This is a genomic window from Pedobacter sp. D749 (assembly GCF_019317285.1).
GTDB lineage: Bacteria > Bacteroidota > Bacteroidia > Sphingobacteriales > Sphingobacteriaceae > Pedobacter.
Genome location: NZ_CP079218.1, coordinates 3,578,621 through 3,597,996, shown reverse-complemented (window position 1 = coordinate 3,597,996; position 19,376 = coordinate 3,578,621). Strand labels below are relative to the sequence as shown.

The following is a 19,376-nucleotide window of genomic DNA, read 5'->3' as shown; positions in this document are numbered from 1 at the left end:
TACGGAAATGAAAGAGTGCTTTAAAACAAAAAAGACCTACATTGCTGTAAGTCTTTTTCTTTATTGCTTTTGGCCGCCTTTAAATCGGTTGAGTAACTCGCGTTTAAAACCTTCCTGGGCCCGGTAAAACTTCCCAACAATTTTTATTGGCAATACCGATTTAAGCTTGTTGTAATATTTTTTATCGAGGTTAAGATCTCTTTGTTTGAAATCAAATTCGCTGGTAATTAAGCCCTGTACCTGTGCATCGGTTAAATTATCAATTTCATCCACTTTTCTGAAAGAGATCATTTTTTGCATGCGTTCTTTGCGCAGGGCATTTTGTTCTGCCTGCATACTATTATAAATTGGCCAGAAAATCTTAGCCTCTTCCGGAGATAGATCCAGTTTTTGAGTGAAAAAAGCTATTTTAAGTGATTCTATTTCTTCTCCCCTTAGCCTTTGTGCAAGTAAGGAAGATGGAAATAAAAATATCAAAGCAACAAAAAGTAAATTCTTCATTTCTGTATTAATTATTTAGCTCCTGAGATAAATCACTTGACGAGAAGTTACTCAGGATGTAGTTTTCCATTTCTGTATCTGACGCAGAAGTAGTTTTTATATTAGATGATGTAGCGTTTTGTGTTTCTAAATGATCTATGATCGTGCTTTCGTCAATGTCGTATAACATTTGTTCATTTACTGTTTCGGCAGATTGTACTTGCTGAACGGTATTGGTGCTATTCTGGTAAAAATAAATGCCAAACGATGCCATTAATAAGAAACAGGCCGCACTTGCATATTTAAAGATGTTTCTTCGCCATAGAGGAATAACTTTAGCCTCCCTTTTAGGTTCCGATACTGCAATCCTATCGGTAATTCTACTTTGTAGTTTGTCGAAATAATTTTCAGGTACTGTAAAGGTATTTTCTGCCTTGGGCATTTCAGACAGGGCAATTCGGGTTTGTATTTGTTCCGTTAAGTTTTCAAAATAATGCGGCGGAACTCCAAAATTGTTTTTACTGGTTTTCTGTTGCAATCCATCTAAGAAAACAGCAGAAAAAATCGCCTCATTACTATTTTCGAAATATCCATCAAGAACGGAGAAAGGATTACGTTTCCCCATAGCCGCAAGTGCAGGAGCCTCGTTCATCCAATCGTTATTTTCTATATTTTCGTTCATCACAGATATATGATACAATTAAAGTGAAAAGGTTTAATAGTCTACTTCATCATTTGTAATAAAAGCTTCAATTTTTTTTGCAGCAATGTGAAATGATGCTTTTAGCGCGCCAACCGAGGTTCCCAGTACCTCCGAAATCTCTTCATATTTCATATCATCAAAATATTTCATATTAAAGATAATGCGTTGTTTTTCAGGTAAGGTGAGAATTGCCTTTTGCAATTTAAGCTCAAGCTTATCGCCGTTAAAATATGATGATGCCACCAGATTATCGGCAAGTTCGGATGAAACCTCATCCAAAGGTGTATTGTTACGCTGCTTTTGTTTATTTAAGAAGGTAATCGATTCGTTGGTGGCAATACGGTAAATCCACGTATAGAGCTGGGAATCGCTTCTAAATTTATCGAGATTTTTCCAAACTTTAACAAATACTTCCTGCAAGAGGTCATCACAGTCATCATGGTTTAAAACCAGCCTGCGGATGTGCCAGTATATTTTTTGCTGGTATTTTTTTAGCAACAGGTTAAAGGCTTCATTACGCGTATGCTCGACAGCAAACATGGCAAGAATTTCTGAATCTTCAACTTGTTTCATTCTATTGTATAGATTTGAGATGTAAGAATTGAGATATGAGATTTGAATTATGTCTCAAACCTCATATCTAATGTCTCAAATCTATTTTTTTCTGCCAATTACTTTTTGAACTGCTTCAACAATGTTTACAGCATCTAAGCCATATTTAGACATTAATTGATCTGGTGTTCCGCTTTCGCCAAAAGTATCGTTAGTGGCTACAAACTCTTGTGGAGTTGGTAATTCAGTAGTTAACAAACGTGCTACGCTTTCGCCCAGGCCGCCAAATTTATTGTGCTCTTCGCAAGTAACCACGCATCCGGTTTTTTTAACAGATTTTAAGATGGCCTCATCATCCAAAGGTTTAATGGTATGGATGTTAATAATTTCGGCATCTATACCCAATTCAGCTAATTTCTCACCAGCTTCAATCGCTTTCCAAACCATATGGCCTGTAGCAATAATAGTAACATCTGTTCCTTCGTTAACCATCCATGCTTTACCGATCTCAAATTTTTGATCTGGATCTGTAAATACTGGAATTACCGGACGACCAAAACGTAAATAAACCGGACCTTCGTATTCTGCAATGGCCATAGTTGCTGCTTTAGTCTGATTGTAATCGCAAGGATTGATTACAACCATTCCCGGCAACATTTTCATTAGGCCTATATCTTCTAAAATCTGGTGGGTTGCTCCATCTTCGCCTAAGGTTAAACCTGCGTGAGATGCACAGATTTTAACGTTTTTATTAGAATAAGCTACTGATTGACGGATTTGGTCGTAAACGCGGCCTGTAGAAAAATTGGCAAAAGTACCTGTAAAAGGAATTTTACCACCAATAGTCATACCTGCTGCAATACCGATCATGTTTGCTTCTGCAATACCAACCTGTGTAAAACGCTCCGGGAAATCTTTAATAAAGGCATCCATTTTAAGCGATCCAACTAAATCGGCACATAAGGCAACCACATTTTCGTTTTTCTTTCCGGCTTCATGTAAGCCAGCTCCAAAACCCGAACGTGTATCTTTTTTTTCTGTATATGTATATTTTTTCACGTTTTTATATTTTTAATTAGCTGCGTTCAAGCTTGCTTCGCAGGTTTTCATTGTTTTTTAGATATGAGATTTTAGACATTAGACATGAGACTCACATCTCATATCTCACATCTCCAATCTAATTTAGTAATCCCCTAAAGTTTCTGGTAATTGCGCTAATGCAGTTGCTAATTGCTCATCATTTGGTGCAGTACCATGCCATTTGTGTGAACCCACCATATAATCTACACCGGCACCCATCTGTGTGCTCATTAAATTCATGATTGGTTTACCTTTTCCGGTTAAGGTTTTAGCATAATGTAAACCTTCAACTATAGCTTGCATATCATTACCGTCAGTATTGATTACGTGCCATCCGAAAGCTTCGAATTTAGCTTGTAAATCATCTAAGGCAAGAACTTTACTCGTAGGGCCATCAATCTGCTGTCCGTTATAATCAACCGATGCAATTAAATGGTCAACTTTATTGAAAGGGGCGAACATTGCTGCTTCCCAGTTTTGTCCTTCCTGTAATTCACCATCACCCAATAAGGCAAAAACATGAGATTTGTCGCCATTTAACTTTTTAGCCAACGCTGCACCAATGGCAACTGATAAGCCCTGGCCTAATGAGCCTGAAGCAATACGGATACCTGGTAAATGCTCGTGGGTAGTTGGGTGACCTTGTAATCTAGAGTCCAGTTTACGGAAAGTTGCCAGTTCGCTTTTATCGAAATAACCAGCATGAGCCAATGTACTGTACCAAACCGGAGAAATATGTCCATTCGAAAGGAAGAATAAATCTTCACCTGCGCCTTCCATCGTGAAATCTGTCTTGTGGTTCAACACTTCAAAATATAAAGCGGTAAAAAAATCAGCGCATCCAAGTGAAGCACCTGGGTGGCCAGATTGGCATCCATGAACCATTCTTACGATATCTCTTCTGATTTGAGAGGCAATATCTTCTAGCTCTTTAATTGTATGTTTCATTAAAATAAGAGGTTGTTGTTACATAGCAAAGTTAATATTTTAACCGCTATATCATAATTAGTTATTGATTAAATTGAGTACTTGTTGTGTTGAGTTTTTTGTGTCAACTTTTTTGATGATATGGCTAATTTTTCCATCGCCATCTATAATGAAGGTGGTTCGAACCGTGCCCATGTATTTTTTGCCATACATGTTTTTTTCTGCCCAAACTCCGTAGTCATTTACAATTTTCTGATCGGTATCGGCCAACAGGGTAAATGGTAAATTGTGTTTGGTTACAAATTTTTGGTGCGATTTTTCATCGTCGACGCTAACGCCTAAAACTACAATGCCTTTGGCCTGTAACCCCTGGTAGTTATCTCTGAAATCGCAAGCTTCGGCGGTACAACCAGGAGTATCATCTTTTGGGTAAAAATAAAGTACAACTATTTTGCCTTTATAATCGCTTAGCGAAACTTCAGTTCCATTTTGATCTTTTGATGTAATTGCCGGTGCCTGATCACCTTCTTTTAACTCTGCCATATTTATAATGATTGAATTTGAATGCTTTAATGATGGAGTATAATTAAACGATTGAATTTTGAATGATAGCATGTTTAATTCATGCTTGCAATTTAAACAGTTTATGGTATTATACTGTTGGATATATATTAAAAGATGACATTTCTTGGTTTAATTTGTGAAAAGTTGGTATTGGTATGGTCACGAAATCAAATATATCTTGTCCTTATCTAATAAATGTTACCTTGTATTTTCGGGTATTCTCTTTCATATCTGCCACAACCAGCTCAAGTGTATGTTTTCCGGAAGCTGTTCTTTCGTCGAAACTGTGCCATAAGGTTGCGGTTTTGGTATCGAATTCCATCAAAGCCCACTTACCATCAATATAGCCATTAAAACTTTTTATCCCGGATAGGTTATCGCTGATCTTAAAAAATATTTTAGATAAACCGGCCATATTTTTCCCTTCCGAGATATTTACTGGGATTATCCTCGGCGGAATGGTATCGATTGCAATATAAAAGCTGCCAAAGTTTTTTGGCGTAGCCTTAACATAACCATTTTCGAAAAATCCGCCTTGCGATGAGCCGTTTGAGTTTACAATCAAAGCTTTGTTTTTTAAGTTCTCCGGAAGATTATCAGCCTTAATCGAAATATTGAAACCAATATGTAATGGAGTATGCCGATTGTGAATCTGATGCAGGGCCGACCAGGCATTTCCTGTTGGTTTGGGTAGTTTTTTATAAGTGAAGTTTAAATCGCTGTACAATGTTCCTTGCGGGAAAACTACCTTAATATCGTCGGTATTAAATTCATTCACCTTATTATATGGATAAATTATTCCAGCGGGAATAACCGGTGCTGCGATAGGTGCTGAACCCGCATTTACCGTGAAAGGCAAAACAGATGAATTTCCTTTCGAATCGGTAATGATGTAGCGAAGCTGATGCATGGCGCCATCATTAAAATTAATTCTGCCATTATTGATTAAACCGCTATAAATTTTTAAAGGGTTGCCAGGCTCAACAAAACTTTTCTGGATACTTCTTTTGGTATTTAGGTAGGTAGGATAATCGATATGCGAATTTATTGCTTTACTATCTTCGAAAGCAAAACGTTCAAGTGCTGAAGTATATACTTTCTTGCCATCTACTTCGAGCTGAATAGAATATACACCATTGGTGCCCGATAAACCATTATGCCGATCGGTTACTACGATACCGAAACCAACCTCACCGGTTAAACTGATGGGGGCAGCGGTTTTATAACTACCATTTGCTCCGCTAATGCCAATTGCCTGTTTTGGTGTATTTTCGTTAAAGGTTTTGCCATTTAAACGGTACACGTACAATCCATGTATAACAGGCGGAATATTATCCGGAATGATGATCCCGAAAAATTGCGGATTTATGGTTTCTTCAGTTTTAGTATCTCTGATTTCGAAATGCAAATGCGGTCCGCCTGAACTGCCACGGTTACCAGACCAGGCAATAATTTCGCCTTTATGTACCGGGATTAATGTGGCATCCGGAAATTCATCAATCTCAAACGATTTTTTTTCGTATTCAAGATTTTTAACAATCGTAGCAATTTTTGGAGCGAAACGCTGTAAGTGGCCGTAAACAGTAGTAAACCCATTAGGGTGATTAATGTACAAGGCCTGTCCGAAACCACTGTTTTGAACCCTTAACCTCGAAATATAACCATCGGCTACTGCATAAACAGGATAACCTTCGCGCTGATTGGTTCTGAAATCGATTCCGGAATGAAAGTGATTGCCTCTGATTTCGCCGAATGAACCCGCCAGGGCAGGAGGGCTAATATCTAAAGGTTGCCTGAAATCTGTAATCGGGTATTTATTCGTACTATAAATCTGTTGCGCCTGAACAAAGGTTGAAGCAAATAAAAGGCAAATTGAAATGGGAAATTTAAACTTATATTGGATCGGTTTTTTAATCATTCGTTACTTTACATCAAAATTTAAAAGTTGTTTTCCTTCTAACCAGGCTTCCAGTTTATCGCCTTTATTGATTTTTCCAACGCCCTGAGGTGTGCCGGTAAAAATTAAGTCTCCTTTTTTTAAAGTTATATATTGAGAAACAAAACTGATTATCTTCTCGAACGAGAATAACAAATCTTTAGTATGGCCAATCTGGCGGCTTTCGCCATTTATCTTTAACTCAAAATTTAAATTGTAAAGGTCTTCATAATCACTTTTAGGCTGAAAAATACTGATCGGCGCAGAGTGATCAAAAGCTTTGGCCAACTCCCAGGGTAATCCCTTCTCTTTATGTTTGCTCTGGATATCTCGTGCAGTAAAATCGATTCCTAATCCCACTTCATCATAATAATTAGTTGCAAACTTTTCGGCAATATGTTTTCCTTCCTTGCAGATTTTTAATACCACTTCAAGTTCGTAATGAATATCATCAGAAAAATCGGGCAGGTAAAAAGGTTTATTATCTTTTAAAACAGCTGTATCAGGTTTCAGGAAAATTACTGGTGTGGTTGGAACTGGATTGTTCAGCTCTTTTGCATGTTCGGCATAATTTCGGCCAATGGCGATGATCTTCATTCTTAAGAATATGAAATATGATAAAATAGACGGGAATTAATTCCGCATCAATCAAAAATAGAAAAGAAAATGGTGTTATAAAACTGAGATCCGTTTTACCTGGCTTTCTGAGCCTGCAATAACCCTTAAAAAGTAGATGCCTGGGTTAATTCTATTAGGAACGACAAAGTTTTTATTATGCTCGCCGGCATTTAAACGTTCGTTCAAAAGTGTTGCTACTTCATTTCCCAATAAATCGATAATTTTGATCGTTGTTTGGGTTCCATCTTTTCCAATAGATAAAATAATATTCAACTGATCTTCTACCGGATTAGGATATATTTTTAAAATACTTAACAATTTATCTTTTGCTACAACAGTTGCAGTTTTAGGAACTGTAGAAGAAGTATTGAACATTCCTGAACCACCAATTGTCATGTAAAACGGCTTGTAGGGGGTAATATTGGCTTTGATTTCAGGAATTCGGCTTATTTTTTTTGTTCTGTTTTTTAAGCTGATGTGAATGCTATCACTCTGTTGTGACCAGGAATTTAAGCTGCATAACAAAACAATGCACAATGTGCAGGCGAGTTTTGTGAGTAACGTTATCCTAGTGTAGAGTTTCATCAAATTGGTATAGCAAATGTATTAATTTAAAACAAAGAAATTAAACATTTTGTTTAAAACCCATAATTTAACACAATTTAACAATAAAATTTAATTTTCATAGTGTTGAAAATACACAATAATTTGGTTGTTAAATTGTTATAGTTAGTTTACTTTTGCCGCACTTAAATAATCAACGAAGTGTCAAATCATAAAAATGTCAATGCGTTAACCGCCGGCGGTGTTCTAATTAGTTTAGGAATTGTATTTGGTGACATTGGTACATCACCCTTGTATACCTTAAATGCAATTTTTACAACGATTTTAGGGGGAAAGCAAGATATTAATCCAACAAACGTTTTAGGCGTTTTATCTTGTATCATCTGGACATTAACCTTACAAACCACCATTAAGTATGTTATTATTACCCTTAGGGCAGATAATAAAGGTGAAGGCGGTATTTTCTCTTTATTTTCCCTGGTGCGCAAAAAGGCTAAATGGCTGGTGGTACCAGCCGTTATAGGTGGTTGTGCACTACTTGCAGATGGTATTATCACGCCCAGTATTACGGTAACATCAGCTATTGAAGGGCTTACCAGTAAATTTGATGTGCCGGTTATTCCAATTGTAATCACCATTTTAACCATCTTATTTATTATCCAGCAGTTCGGTACCAATATGGTAGGCAAGCTATTTGGTCCCGTAATGTTTGTTTGGTTTGCTGTATTAGGTATTTTGGGTGTATCTTTTGTCATTAAAGATTTAAGCATCCTTAAAGCATTTAACCCTTACTATGCCATTCATCTATTGGTGACCAACAAACTGGCATTTTTAATTCTGGGCGGTGTGTTTTTATGTACAACCGGGGCAGAGGCTTTATATTCTGACTTAGGTCACTGCGGTAGAAATAACATTAGAATCAGTTGGATCTTTGTAAAACTGACCCTTATTCTAAACTATTTGGGACAGGGTGTTTGGATTTTGCAGAACAGTGGCAGTTATGTGCCGGGAGCTAAAATGAACCCATTTTTCCAGATCGTTCCAGATCAGTTTCAAATTCCAATGGTTATACTCGCTACTATGGCAGCAGTAATTGCCAGTCAGGCTTTAATTAGTGGGTCGTTTACTTTAATTGCTGAGGCAGTACGCTTAAACCTTTGGCCAAAAATTAAAATCGTCTATCCATCAGTTTCTAAAGGCCAGTTATATGTTCCTTCTATTAACTGGATGTTATGGATTGGTTGCTGTGGTATTGTATTCTTGTTTCGGAAAGCAGAGAGAATGGACGCGGCATATGGTTTATCTATAACCATAGCCATGTTAATGACCACCATCCTGGTGAGTTTTTATTTAAGAAGCAGACGTTTTCCGAGGTATCTGATCGCGTTATTCTTTTTTACCTATGTCATTATTGAGGGTACATTTTTGATCAGTAATTTAACTAAATTCTTACATGGCGGTTGGGTAACCGTATTAATCGGTTCCTTCTTATTTACGGTGATGTGGAGTTGGTTTGTAGCCCGGAAAATCAAAAATCGATTTGTTAAATATGTCGAAATTGAAGATTATTATGAGATTTTAACTGAACTGAGCAGCGATGAATCGGTTCCGAAATACTCTTCTCAGCTGGTTTATTTAACCAGTGCCAACTTTAAAACGGAGATCGAATCCAAAATTATCTATTCCATTATTCAAAAAGAGCCAAAACGTGCTGACGTATATTGGCTGGTACATGTTGACGTAATGGATGAGCCATATACTTTAGATTATAAAGTTGAATTCTTAATTCCCGGTAAATTAATCAGGATCGACTTTAGGTTAGGATTCAGGATTGAGCAACGTGTAAATTTACTATACCGTAAGGTGGTAGAAGAATTAGTGAAAAATGGTGAGATCGATATTACCAGCCAGTACACCTCATTAAACAAGCATAAAATTGCAGGCGATTTCAGGTTTGTACTGTTGGAAAAACATTTATCTAAGTTTACCAAGTTAAGTTTCTACGAGAGACAGATTATGGATTACTATTTTATCCTTAAAAAACTGAGTTTGTCTGAGGAACGAAGTTTTGGTTTGGATAGCAGTTATGTGGATGTAGAGAAGGTACCGTTGATTTTCGTTACACCTGATGATATTGAATTACACAGACTCCCGGTTTAATTAAATGAGAACTGCGATTTTAATTTTAGGTACCGTGTTATTTATGGCAGGTCCTGCAGCCAAAATATACCATCTTAATCATGCGAATAACTATATGATCGCATCTGGATTAGGACTCGTGATGATTACCGCAATGGCATTTATCAAGAAAAAATAAATACAATCCTCTTTCTACTCAAGAAAGGGGATTTTTCTTTATAAATGGAATTTATCCTCGCTCCATTCGCCGGGATTATTGATGATGTAATTTGAAATGTTCTGATATGCTCTTTCATCACGAATGATGTGTTCGTAATAATTACGCTGCCAGAGCTTTCCCATTGTTTTATTATGCGATTTGAACAACTGCAGACATGCATTTGAAACAATTGATTTGTAAGCTCCTACGATTTCAGCAATTGTCGGGGCGACCCTTGCGGTCGCCCTTTTTATTTTATCGTCTTCTTGTGCGACCGCAAGGGTCGCCCTGACATCAGATAAAATGATTATGCCATGCATATGATTCGGCATGATCTGAAAAACATCAAGTTCAAAATTCGGAAATCTCTCCGCTAAATTAATCCATTCGTTATAAGCTATAGTTCCAGACTGATTTAAGATCATTTCATCACCTGAAACTTTTCCAAATCTATGGATTCTATCTTCACAGCAGATCGTGATGAAATATGCCCCTGCTTTTGAATAGTCGTAACCCTTTAATCTGATCGATCTTCGATGATGTATTAAAGGATTGTATTTCATTTAATTTAAACCTCCGGATTTGCCAGTTTACTGTGTCTGTAACCATAGGCGAAATAAACCACCAAACCGACTACCAGCCAGATGCCGAAACCGATCCAGTTTGAAATTCCAAGTTCGCACATCATATATAAGCAACTAATCAATCCCAAAACAGGAATTAATGATAGGTTTTTGGTAATGCAATAGTAGGTGATGACCACACAAATAATCAAGAAAATCCACATTGGGATTTTGTGCTTAAATAAACCCCAGCCACTTTCGTATTTTTTCTCTACAGGTATTTTTGAGGCTGAAATAAACTGCTCGTAACGATCAGCAGGTAACGCACTCAAATAAGATTCTGCATCTACTTTTTCTGTCAATAAAATTTGTGGCGCAGCATTTTTAACAATTTCCTCTTTAACGATTTTTAGTTCATCGCCACTTAGCGAAGTAACAAAAGTTACGGTTTGGATGGTTTTAGGCGAATTTAAAAAGAATGCCTTAGTTTCTTTCCCATACTTTGTGAAAGCAAAAATAATGGTCGCAATTAAGGCGATTGGAATAATAAACTTACTGTTTACATAAGGTATTTTGAATTTTCCACGCTGAACATCAGGCCTGTTCTGTAATACTAAAACCCCTGCACAAACCAATACAAAAGCGAAAAGTGTTCCGATAGAGCAAAGATCGGTAACGATGGTCAGATTCATAAACAATGATGGTACAGCAACTACAAAACCTACCACAATTGTTGCAAATGAAGGTGTTTTGTATTTCGGGTGAATTTTAGAAAAAGATTTTGGTAATAACCCGTCTCTGCTCATGCTCATCCAGATCCGTGGTTGACCCATCTGAAAAACCAAAAGTACACTTGCCATGGCAAATACCGCACTTACGGCAATAATACCGCTCATTAATTTTAAGTTAATCTGATCAAAAACAAATGCTAAGGGATCGCCAACGGCTAAGGTGTCTGATTTAACAATGCCGGTTAAAACCAGTGCAATAGCCACATAAAGGATGGTACAGATAATAATGGCCCACATCATTCCACGGGGTAAATCGCGTTGTGGGTTTTTACATTCTTCGGCAGTTGTAGAAATGGCATCGAAACCGATATAAGCAAAAAATACTGCCGAAACGCCCTTTAGAACTCCTGCAACACCATTAGGCGCAAATGGATCCCAGTTTTTTGTATCTACATAAAATATACCCACCGCCAATACCAAAAGAATTACCGCAAGTTTAACCACCACCATGGCGTTGCTGGCATTGCGACTCTCTTTCATGCCACGATAAATTAACCAGGTAATTAAAATGATGATGCCTAAGGCAGGGATATCTGCAACGATGTGAAAACTGCCGATTTTTGGAGCGGTAAGCCATGCATTATTCGCTAAAGCTGTAGCCAAATCTAAATCTGCCAGGTTTTTGCCAGCGGCCAATAGTGCTTCAGCATGTTGATGTCCGTTATAAGCGCTTAAATAGTCCATTGTCATCCAATCGGGTACATGGATGCCATCTATGCCGAGGGGAGGTATTTTGATCGTGGAGAGTAGTCCGGTAAAGTAATCAGACCAGGATATCGCCACTGTAATATTACCGATGGAATACTCCATAATGAGCGACCATCCGATAATCCAGGCCACCAATTCGCCAAATGCCACATAAGAATAGGTATAAGCACTACCAGAAACTGGTACCATTGAAGCAAACTCTGCGTAAGCAAAAGCTGCAAAACTACAGGCTACCGCTGTAAAAATAAATAAAAAGATTACCGCCGGACCGCCGTCTGCACTTGCTTTGCCAATCGTACTAAAAATTCCTGCCCCAATAATTGCTGCAATTCCAAAAGCTGTTAAATCGCGTACACCGAGTGTTTTATGTAATGTATTTTCGTGGTCGCCATAGCCGTTTGCCGCATCTTTTAATATCTTGGAAATAGATTTCTTTCTGAATAGCTTTTCGAACATCTTTTGTTTGCTTGTTTCTTCAAACTTATAAAAAGTTTGGTTAAAAACGTTTAAAGCAGGATAGAATTTTCAATACACTAGGTTTCTATGTTAAAATGGCATCTTAAAAAAGGCATTTATTAGATTAAAGTAAAAATTTGTAATTATTTGCCGTGAATAATCCTTTGTTTGATTTGCATAATTTTAGGGTGGGTGAAAGTCTTATTTTTGCAGTTAATAATCAATCAAATAACTAAGAACGCGTAAATAGATGTTTGATTGGAATATTTATATACGATTATAGTACCAATATGCATTCAAATACAGCACAAATAAAATACATTAAGGAACGTCACCAAGGTTTAGCTACTCTACTGGCCTTTGCCTTAATTCCATTGTCAGGTTTTGCTACCGATATTTACATTCCCTCGTTACCAACTATGTCAGGCGAAATGCAGGTAAGCAGTGTTCAGGTTCAACTTACATTAAGTATCTTTTTAATTAGCTATGGTGTTTCGCAACTTTTTATCGGGAGCGTGCTCGATAGCTTTGGCAGGTATAAGATCTGCCTGTATGCGTTATTGATTTTTGCAGCAGCAAGTATCGTTATTGCCACAACCCATAACATTTACCTGATTTATGTAATGCGCATCATCCATGGACTTACTGTAGGCGCAATTGTGGTAGCGAAAAGGGCATACTTTGTCGATCTCTTCGAAGGCGACCAGTTAAAACACTACCTCAGTCTGTTTTCCATCATCTGGTCTACCGGACCAATTGTAGCACCTTTTATTGGTGGTTACTTGCAAACAGCATTTGGCTGGGAATCTAATTTCTATTTCTTAGCTGGTTTTGCACTTGTTTTTGCGGTTCTGGAGTTGTTGTTTAGTGGCGAAACACTAAAGCATTTTACCGCTTTTCAACTAAAAAAAATCACCGGTATTTATATCGAAATGATCAAAACAACAAGTTTTACACTGGGTATCGTGATGTTGGGCTTAGCCTATTGTATGGTGATGGTTTACAACATGACCGGTCCGTTTATTATTGAGCACCACTTTAATTTTTCACCGGTTATTGCAGGTTATAGTTCCTTATTTTTAGGTTTTGCGTGGATGGTTGGCGGCTTTATTGGCAAGGCCACCATTAACAGGCCCTTCTTTAAACGATTAATGATCAATTCGCTGTTTCAGGTAGCTTTTGTAGTCCTGATGATTGTAAGCTTAAATTTTGTTTCTAATATCTGGTCGTTAATTTTCTTTGCTTTTTTGATCCATGTCGGAGCAGGCTTTACCTTTAATAATTACTTTACCTTCTGTCTGAGCAAATTCCCAAAAAACGCGGGCATTGCAGGCGGCTTAACAGGAGGGATTACCTATGTGATTGTTTCTTTTTTGAGTTATGGCATCGTAAACCTGATTCCTGCCAAAGATGAACGTAACCTAAGCTATAGTTATCTGATCATGATCCTAATATCGGTTTTAGTGATGTTTATCATTTTAAGGATTCGTAAAAAAGATGAAGTGTAATTTATTATTTGATCCGGCCTTGCTCATCAGTTACGCTGGTTTTTCGCTCTCGGGTACCTTTAATACTGCTGCTACCAAAAATGTAATTTAAACTGAGTCTGTAAACCCTGCTTTCTTGTTTTTGCATGAGGTTATAATCTAAACCCGAAAGTGCACTGCTGATTCTTGCTTTTCTGGTATCGAAAACATCATTGGCCGTAAGTTTAACATTTAGTTTTTTATTGAGGAATGATTTTTTGATTCCGAAATCCACTCCATAATAGGGCTTAATGGCATAAGTGCCATAAATCTGCGAAGAGACATATTCTCCTGAAAGTTCTGCTGATGTTGACGGGCTTAGGGTAAAAGTGTGACTGCTATTGATCATAAAATTCACCTTTTTCCGATCATAAACATTGTTACCTAAATTAGCAGCCTTAATCTGGTTATAGGTGCTGGTAAGTGTATTATCCATGCTCCAGAATTTGGTAACGGTTGTAGGGTAACCGATTGTTAAATCGTAAGCGTATTGTTTATCTAGGTTTTGCACGGTTTGGTACAGTGTTTTCTTCTCATGATCTGGCAGCAAAACGTCAATAATTAAGTCGTTGGTGATGCTGTATCCCAATGAAATATTTAATGTTTTTTTATAATTGTACGCCAGTTGAAAAGCATTGGTGTACTGCGGGTTAAGAAAGGGATTTCCCTGACTAAAAGTATATAAATCAACAAAATAAACAAAAGGGTTAAGTGATTTATAATCAGGTCGATCTATCCTTCTACTGTATGAAAACCCGATTTCATGATTAGCATTTAAGCTTTGGTTGATGTTAAAACTTGGGAAAAAATCAAAATAACTGCGTTTTACAATCTTATTGTCGTTAATCGAATTCCCTTTTGAGTTGGTTTGTTCCGTTCGTAAACCAATTTCAACACTGGTCGATTTAAATTCATGCTTTAGGGTTGCATAAGCAGCATTGATGTTTTCGTCGTAAATAAAGCGGTTACTTCTGCCTGTATCATTCTTCCAATCTGTTCCAATCAGGTTTTCGAATTGAAAATCATTATCTGTACCCACCCAGCTGCTTTTTAAGCCGGCATCTAGTTTAGTTTTCGCGCTGATTGGAAGTACATAGTCAATTTTTGCAGCCTTGATTTTAATAAAAGATGGGGTAGCATTTCTAAAGATGGCCGGCGATTTATAGTTCAAGCCATTTTGATCTAAAAAGGAATTTTGATAAATGGTATTTTCCTCACTATGGTATTTGGCATAATCTAAATCGATAGAAAATTCCTGACCTAAAGTATCCACCACACTTTTGTAATTGAGGTTGTAAGCCTGATTGCGGTATTTATTCCTTGCTGGATTATCGGCAACGATAGAATAATCAACCTTTGTAAAACTTTGCCCAATAGCGGTAAGGCCATTAGATGAATCGTGACCATTGTTAAAATAACCCGTAGTGAGGAAACCTAAAGTGTTTTTGTCGTTGATGAAATAATCAATCCCGGCTTTGTAATTGTTGTTATGTGTGGATCTCGTCTGTGTATTCGATTGATGGAAATAGGTGTTTTGATCGCTGCCATTTACTACCCTCAAAATGTCAAGGTTTTCGGTGGCTTTATTGTTGTTATTGGCGAAGCTGCCAAAAACATTAAAGTTTTTGTTTCGATGGTTAATGTATATCCCGGCATCGCTTTTTGGATTCTTGCCATATCCGAAGCCTAAGTCAACATTTCCATTAGTGCCGTAGCTGGTGTTCTTTTTTAACCGAATATTAAGTAGCCCTGCATTTCCTTCAGCATCGTATTTAGAAGAAGGATTGGTAATCAGTTCGATCGTTTTTATTTCGTTACTATTTAACGATCTTAATCTGGTAGCCAACTGTTCGGTAGATAAATAGGTCGATTTTCCATCAATAAGCACATTGACACCAGATCTGCCTCTGATACTGATTATCCCATCCTGATTAACCGTTACACCAGGCATTTTAGCAAGCACTTCAAGGGCAGTATTTCCGGTCGAAACTATACTGTTCTCTACGTTCATCACCGTTTTATCGTTATGGCGTTCTATTAGAGGCTTGCGGCCGGCAATAACAACACTTTCCAGTTCATTTATATCCGGTTGTAACGTAAAGCTTAAATTGATATCGATTTTGTCTGGCGCTAACTCTACAGTTTCTAAAAGTGTTTTATAACCAAGTGATTTAACTTCTACTGTACACTTACCCGACGGGAAATTATCCAATGTAAAATTCCCTTGTTCGTTAGTTGTCACGGTTTTGATAAAGGAAGAGTCTGTTGCACTTTTAAATGTGAGCGTAGCCAAAACTTTTGTGTTGTTTTTATCGATAACTGTTCCAGTAACATGGGTTTTTACGGTTTGGGCATAAAGTAGATTGACACAAAATAAAGCAAGTATCGTGAAGAAGGGAGCGAATATTTTCATTGTTAATTAGATCTGATGGTTAGTTTTTCCTTTATCTGATTAGGAATTTAACGAAACTAGATCATTAGTTGCATTAATTGGTAGATTTTAACAATGTTTAACCCAATTAACATTTTTTTACATACTATATTATTTGTAGTGGTGTATAACAGAAGTTCAGCATTTGCTATATGGTACTCCTCGGGCTGTCACGCTGAGCGGAGTCGAAGCGTCTTTTACAATATCCATGCTCCTTGATAAGAATTAAACTTTAGTCTTAGCGAGAAGATAAGACTAGTTAAGATGCCATTAAAGTGATTGGAACTATGATTCTTTTTTGAAGAGCAGCGTCTGCACTATGTAGTTTGGGTTCTGTCCTGCTGTTTGTTACAATCCTTTTGGGGAATAGTTGATAAAAATAATGCATCAATATCCAAAAGGGATTTTCACTTCCATCAGGTCTATTATTTGGGTTAGCAGGTAAAACATTGGTTTTTATTATCGAAAAACATTTTACTATGTGGAGATTCTGTATTCTTGCTTAATTTCCGTGCCTTCAGTGTTTCCGTGGCAAAAAAAAACGCTTAGCGAGACGCTAAGACCAGATAGGTGTTTACTATTTAACTTTCAGATAAGTGCCTTCTAGTGTGGCGTTGAATCCGAATTCACAATCATTTAACTGGAACGGACTCTCCTGCGAAATGATTAAAAAGCCATTATAGAATTTAACTTTGAATGCACATGATTTGTTCACCTTAATGATCAGCTGGTTATTTTTTAAAACAGCCTTTCCGGATGCATCAGCAATGTTTCTTCCAGGATCATGGGTAACCGAACCAATATCATAACTATAGGTATTGCCACTTATTTTTTTGATGGTGATGCTTCCCTGGTACCCTTTTTCACCGTATTGATAAGCATATTCTCCTGCCAGTTGATCTGGTTTAAGAGGTAAAAATATTTCCGGCTTAAGATTTTGATTGGTTTTAAGCGCTAATATGATTGTATAGCTGGTATCTGATTTAGTAGAAGACCAGTCACCTTCCAGTTTATTGTTTTTAAGCGTTGCATCAATACTCCCGCTAATATTTCCATCTCTTTCAAATTCATGCAGCGAATACAGATTTTGATCTTCCACACGGCCAATAATTTTAATTGGCTGTTTCAATCTTGTGTTTAAATACCTGATATCCCCTAAAATGAGCTGATTAGAGACAGAAATGTTTAATTCAACCGGAATTTTCTTATTTATGAAACCGGTTAAGGTATATTTCTGTATGGTATTATTTTGTTGCGCATGGCAAATGCTTTTCGCAAATATTAAAATGATCAATACTGTTTTAGGGATGCGCATAAAAATGTTTTTTTCTAAAAATAGAAAAGTCGCGGAGATTAACCGCGACTTAATAAATATCATATTGATTAACCTAATTTCTCTAACTCATCTTTCACAAAACTTGCCAGTTCCTTTACATATTCCGCGCTGAAATCAAATTTGATTCCCGCGGTTTCATAGATCTCATTCATCGGTTTGGTGTAACCTAAAGCAAGTGCAGCCAAATATTGTTCTAAAGCTTTTTCCGGATTTTCTTTATAGTTTTTCCAAACAGCAATGGCACCTAACTGGGCAATTGCATATTCGATATAATAAAATGGAACTTCGAATAAATGCAATTGTTTTTGCCAGCCATTTCCAAACTGCTGTTCTAAATCTGTCCAATCGGCAAAGCCTGCGCCAAAACGGTTAAAAATCTGTTTAAAGGTTTCTTCACGGTCGGCCGCGGTATGGTTCGGGTTGGTGTAAATCCAATGTTGAAACTGATCAATTACCGCAACCCAGGGCAATGTTTTCAAAACATCAGCCAGCTGTTCTTTTTTAGCACGGTTTAGGTCTTCTTCGTTGTCGAAATAAACATCCCAATTATCCATTGAGATTAATTCCATACTCATCGATGCCAGTTCAGCCACCTCAGATGGACAATGTTTAAAGTCGTTTAACTCCAAATTTGCCGTTAAAAAGGTATGAATCGCATGCCCTCCTTCGTGAACCATTGTAGTTAAATCGCGCAACGAATTTGCCGAATTCATGAAGATAAATGGTGCCCCGGTTTCTGCTAAAGGATAGTTATAACCACCAGGTGCCTTGCCTTTTCTGCTCTCCACATCAAAAAGGTTATTCTCCTTCATTGTCGCCAATTTTGAACCTAATTTTTCATCAATGGCATTAAAACAGGCAATACTTTTATCAATCAGTTCTTCGCCGTTGTTAAAAGGTTTCAACGCTGGTTTGCCACTAATGCTCACTTCAAGGTCCCAGGGTTTTAATACCTCTAAACCTAAAGCTTCACGGCGTTTTTCAGCCTGTTCTTTTAAAATCGGAACAATTTCCTTTTCAATCGCGTTGGCAAAATCGTAACAGTCTTGCGGGGTATAATCAAAACGTCCTAAAGCCTGGAACATATAATCGCGATAGTTTTCAAAGCCAGCATTTAAAGCTACCTGATTGCGCAGCTTAATCAGCTCATCAAATAAAATGTTTAAATCATCTTTATCAACCAAACGGCGTTGTTGGATTGTTTTCCACGCATTTTCACGTACCTCGCGGTTTAAGTCTTTAATAAAGATAGAGGCTTGCTCCAGGGTATATTCCTGCCCGTTAAGCTCAACGCTCATGGCGCCTGTAGTACTCTGGTATTTCTGTTGTTTTACCTGAAGTTCAGTGAAGAGTTCAATGTTTTCGTCGCGGTAAAGTTCAAGAGCTTTTTTAATGGCGCGACTGTACACGAAATATTTTTCTTTGTCCAGATCATCCATAAATGGACTTTCGACAAATTTTTTGTTCAATTCGTTGGCTAACGGAGAAATTTTTGGCTCTATTTCGGTCGCAAAATATTGAAAGTTTTTAACCAGTTCTTCATTTGCGGTGTCGCAGCTCATTCTGATATATCTCCAGGCAAAGTCTTCTTCCAGGGCAGCTTCAAGTTCCGAACGGTCTTTTAACCATTGTTCTAACTCCGCTGTGCTGCTTATTTCGCGGTTTTGTAGTTCAGTAAAAAGTGGTTCTAAATTTTCCCAGGTAATGTTTAGTTCCTGTGGAATATATGTTCTAATTTTCTTAGTTATCATAATAGTTAATTATTGAATTAGAGAATGATTGAAGGAGTGAATAGTTTATGGC

At 37.3% G+C, this 19,376-nt stretch carries 17 protein-coding genes; 3 read left to right on the top strand and 14 right to left on the bottom strand.

The features are described from left to right. Positions 1–60: 60 nt before the first annotated feature. The 9 genes from KYH19_RS14450 to KYH19_RS14410 form a co-directional block, all read right to left on the bottom strand. Positions 61–501, bottom strand: a complete 441-nt coding sequence (locus KYH19_RS14450; RefSeq protein ID WP_219075626.1) for a hypothetical protein — start codon at positions 499–501, stop codon at positions 61–63. A 7-nt stretch (positions 502–508) separates the two neighbouring features. Then, positions 509–1,162, bottom strand: a complete 654-nt coding sequence (locus tag KYH19_RS14445) for a hypothetical protein (protein ID WP_219075625.1) — start codon at positions 1,160–1,162, stop codon at positions 509–511. A gap of 33 nt (positions 1,163–1,195) precedes the next feature. Beyond that, on the bottom strand, positions 1,196–1,756 hold the full coding sequence (locus KYH19_RS14440) for an RNA polymerase sigma factor (protein WP_132402533.1): 561 nt from the start codon (positions 1,754–1,756) through the stop codon (positions 1,196–1,198). An 81-nt stretch (positions 1,757–1,837) separates the two neighbouring features. Then, positions 1,838–2,794, bottom strand: coding sequence for a transketolase family protein (locus KYH19_RS14435; RefSeq protein ID WP_029274068.1), 957 nt, complete (start codon positions 2,792–2,794; stop codon positions 1,838–1,840). 123 nt (positions 2,795–2,917) lie between these two features. Further along, complete coding sequence (locus KYH19_RS14430; RefSeq protein ID WP_219075624.1) at positions 2,918–3,763, bottom strand: transketolase; 846 nt, start codon at positions 3,761–3,763, stop codon at positions 2,918–2,920. Between the two features lie 57 nt (positions 3,764–3,820). Continuing rightward, positions 3,821–4,285, bottom strand: coding sequence for a thioredoxin-dependent thiol peroxidase (gene bcp, locus KYH19_RS14425; protein WP_219075623.1), 465 nt, complete (start codon positions 4,283–4,285; stop codon positions 3,821–3,823). A gap of 205 nt (positions 4,286–4,490) precedes the next feature. Further along, complete coding sequence (locus KYH19_RS14420) at positions 4,491–6,224, bottom strand: M23 family metallopeptidase (RefSeq protein WP_219075622.1); 1,734 nt, start codon at positions 6,222–6,224, stop codon at positions 4,491–4,493. Positions 6,225–6,227: 3 nt separating this feature from the next. Then, positions 6,228–6,839, bottom strand: coding sequence for a fumarylacetoacetate hydrolase family protein (locus KYH19_RS14415; protein ID WP_219075621.1), 612 nt, complete (start codon positions 6,837–6,839; stop codon positions 6,228–6,230). A gap of 75 nt (positions 6,840–6,914) precedes the next feature. Next, positions 6,915–7,445, bottom strand: a complete 531-nt coding sequence (locus KYH19_RS14410) for a T9SS type A sorting domain-containing protein (protein WP_193425973.1) — start codon at positions 7,443–7,445, stop codon at positions 6,915–6,917. A 180-nt stretch (positions 7,446–7,625) separates the two neighbouring features. Between KYH19_RS14410 and KYH19_RS14405 the strand changes: the two genes are divergently transcribed. Both KYH19_RS14405 and KYH19_RS14400 read left to right on the top strand, forming a co-directional pair. After that, complete coding sequence (locus KYH19_RS14405) at positions 7,626–9,584, top strand: KUP/HAK/KT family potassium transporter (RefSeq protein WP_219075620.1); 1,959 nt, start codon at positions 7,626–7,628, stop codon at positions 9,582–9,584. Between the two features lie 4 nt (positions 9,585–9,588). Then, a complete protein-coding gene (locus tag KYH19_RS14400; protein ID WP_219075619.1) occupies positions 9,589–9,741 on the top strand; it encodes a hypothetical protein in 153 nt (50 codons plus the stop codon). 38 nt (positions 9,742–9,779) lie between these two features. Here KYH19_RS14400 and KYH19_RS14395 read toward each other — a convergent pair whose 3' ends face one another. Next, positions 9,780–10,325, bottom strand: a complete 546-nt coding sequence (locus KYH19_RS14395) for a transposase (protein ID WP_219075618.1) — start codon at positions 10,323–10,325, stop codon at positions 9,780–9,782. 5 nt (positions 10,326–10,330) lie between these two features. After that, positions 10,331–12,280 carry an amino acid permease gene (locus KYH19_RS14390; protein WP_219075617.1) on the bottom strand — a complete coding sequence of 650 codons (1,950 nt, stop codon included), beginning with the start codon at positions 12,278–12,280 and terminating at the stop codon, positions 10,331–10,333. A 290-nt stretch (positions 12,281–12,570) separates the two neighbouring features. Here KYH19_RS14390 and KYH19_RS14385 point away from each other — a divergent pair, with 290 nt between their 5' ends. After that, on the top strand, positions 12,571–13,788 hold the full coding sequence (locus tag KYH19_RS14385; RefSeq protein ID WP_219075616.1) for an MFS transporter: 1,218 nt from the start codon (positions 12,571–12,573) through the stop codon (positions 13,786–13,788). A gap of 4 nt (positions 13,789–13,792) precedes the next feature. On the opposite strand, the gene KYH19_RS14380 is transcribed toward KYH19_RS14385, so the two are convergent. The 3 genes from KYH19_RS14380 to KYH19_RS14370 all read right to left on the bottom strand — a co-directional run bounded on the left by KYH19_RS14380 (position 13,793) and on the right by KYH19_RS14370 (position 19,324). After that, positions 13,793–16,219 (bottom strand): outer membrane beta-barrel family protein, encoded by a 2,427-nt coding sequence (locus KYH19_RS14380; protein ID WP_219075615.1) that lies wholly within the window; start codon positions 16,217–16,219, stop codon positions 13,793–13,795. A 595-nt stretch (positions 16,220–16,814) separates the two neighbouring features. After that, positions 16,815–17,552, bottom strand: a complete 738-nt coding sequence (locus KYH19_RS14375; RefSeq protein ID WP_219075614.1) for a hypothetical protein — start codon at positions 17,550–17,552, stop codon at positions 16,815–16,817. A gap of 68 nt (positions 17,553–17,620) precedes the next feature. Beyond that, on the bottom strand, positions 17,621–19,324 hold the full coding sequence (locus tag KYH19_RS14370; protein ID WP_219075613.1) for a M3 family oligoendopeptidase: 1,704 nt from the start codon (positions 19,322–19,324) through the stop codon (positions 17,621–17,623). Between the last annotated feature and the right edge of the window lie 52 nt (positions 19,325–19,376).

Coding starts and splice junctions, on each gene's coding strand:
- KYH19_RS14415 (WP_219075621.1), bottom strand. CDS start 6,839: ATGAAGATCATCGCCATTGGCCGAAATTATGCCGAACATGCAAAAGAG.
- KYH19_RS14390 (WP_219075617.1), bottom strand. CDS start 12,280: ATGTTCGAAAAGCTATTCAGAAAGAAATCTATTTCCAAGATATTAAAA.
- KYH19_RS14395 (WP_219075618.1), bottom strand. CDS start 10,325: ATGAAATACAATCCTTTAATACATCATCGAAGATCGATCAGATTAAAG.
- KYH19_RS14420 (WP_219075622.1), bottom strand. CDS start 6,224: ATGATTAAAAAACCGATCCAATATAAGTTTAAATTTCCCATTTCAATT.
- bcp (WP_219075623.1), bottom strand. CDS start 4,285: ATGGCAGAGTTAAAAGAAGGTGATCAGGCACCGGCAATTACATCAAAA.
- KYH19_RS14430 (WP_219075624.1), bottom strand. CDS start 3,763: ATGAAACATACAATTAAAGAGCTAGAAGATATTGCCTCTCAAATCAGA.
- KYH19_RS14370 (WP_219075613.1), bottom strand. CDS start 19,324: ATGATAACTAAGAAAATTAGAACATATATTCCACAGGAACTAAACATT.
- KYH19_RS14445 (WP_219075625.1), bottom strand. CDS start 1,162: ATGAACGAAAATATAGAAAATAACGATTGGATGAACGAGGCTCCTGCA.
- KYH19_RS14385 (WP_219075616.1), top strand. CDS start 12,571: ATGCATTCAAATACAGCACAAATAAAATACATTAAGGAACGTCACCAA.
- KYH19_RS14440 (WP_132402533.1), bottom strand. CDS start 1,756: ATGAAACAAGTTGAAGATTCAGAAATTCTTGCCATGTTTGCTGTCGAG.
- KYH19_RS14410 (WP_193425973.1), bottom strand. CDS start 7,445: ATGAAACTCTACACTAGGATAACGTTACTCACAAAACTCGCCTGCACA.
- KYH19_RS14400 (WP_219075619.1), top strand. CDS start 9,589: ATGAGAACTGCGATTTTAATTTTAGGTACCGTGTTATTTATGGCAGGT.
- KYH19_RS14375 (WP_219075614.1), bottom strand. CDS start 17,552: ATGCGCATCCCTAAAACAGTATTGATCATTTTAATATTTGCGAAAAGC.
- KYH19_RS14380 (WP_219075615.1), bottom strand. CDS start 16,219: ATGAAAATATTCGCTCCCTTCTTCACGATACTTGCTTTATTTTGTGTC.
- KYH19_RS14450 (WP_219075626.1), bottom strand. CDS start 501: ATGAAGAATTTACTTTTTGTTGCTTTGATATTTTTATTTCCATCTTCC.